Source organism: Mesorhizobium sp. M7A.F.Ca.US.006.04.2.1, assembly GCF_004022915.1.
GTDB classification, from domain to species: domain Bacteria; phylum Pseudomonadota; class Alphaproteobacteria; order Rhizobiales; family Rhizobiaceae; genus Mesorhizobium; species Mesorhizobium ciceri.
Genome location: NZ_RZQA01001639.1, coordinates 1 through 468, shown reverse-complemented (window position 1 = coordinate 468; position 468 = coordinate 1). Strand labels below are relative to the sequence as shown.

Below are 468 nucleotides of genomic sequence, written 5' to 3'. Positions count from 1 at the left end.
GAGACACGACCGGACCTGCTCGTCGCGACGCTGAGTGCCGAGGGCAAACCGGTTTTTTCGCTGGCGCTGGAGATTGCCTCGAAGGGGCCGTTCCGGATCGCCCGCTTCATGGGTGGGCGCCACGCCAACGGCAACTTCGTCGCCGCGGACCCGAACTGGCTGGCCAAGGTGGATATGCCGGCCCTCCGATCGGTGCTGGCGGCCATCGCCGAGGCACGCCCGGACATCGATCTGGTCGCGCTCGAGCGGTTGCTGCCCGATCTCGACGGCGTCGCCAATCCGCTCGCATCGCTTGACCATTTTTCCAGCCCGAATCTGTCGCTGGCCGTCGATCTCGCCGGCGGCTTCGATGCGCTGCTTTCTCGCGCCAGCGGCAAACGCAAACGCAAGAAGCACCGGTCGCAGATCCGGAAATTCGAGACCGTCGGCAGCCACCGGCGCATCGAGGCCGGCACCCCGGACGAGGCC

General features: G+C 67.3%; 1 pseudogene. It reads left to right on the top strand.

What is annotated here, in order from left to right:
* Nucleotides 1-468 (top strand): annotated as a pseudogene (locus EN925_RS39170) (GNAT family N-acetyltransferase); the annotation flags it as partial.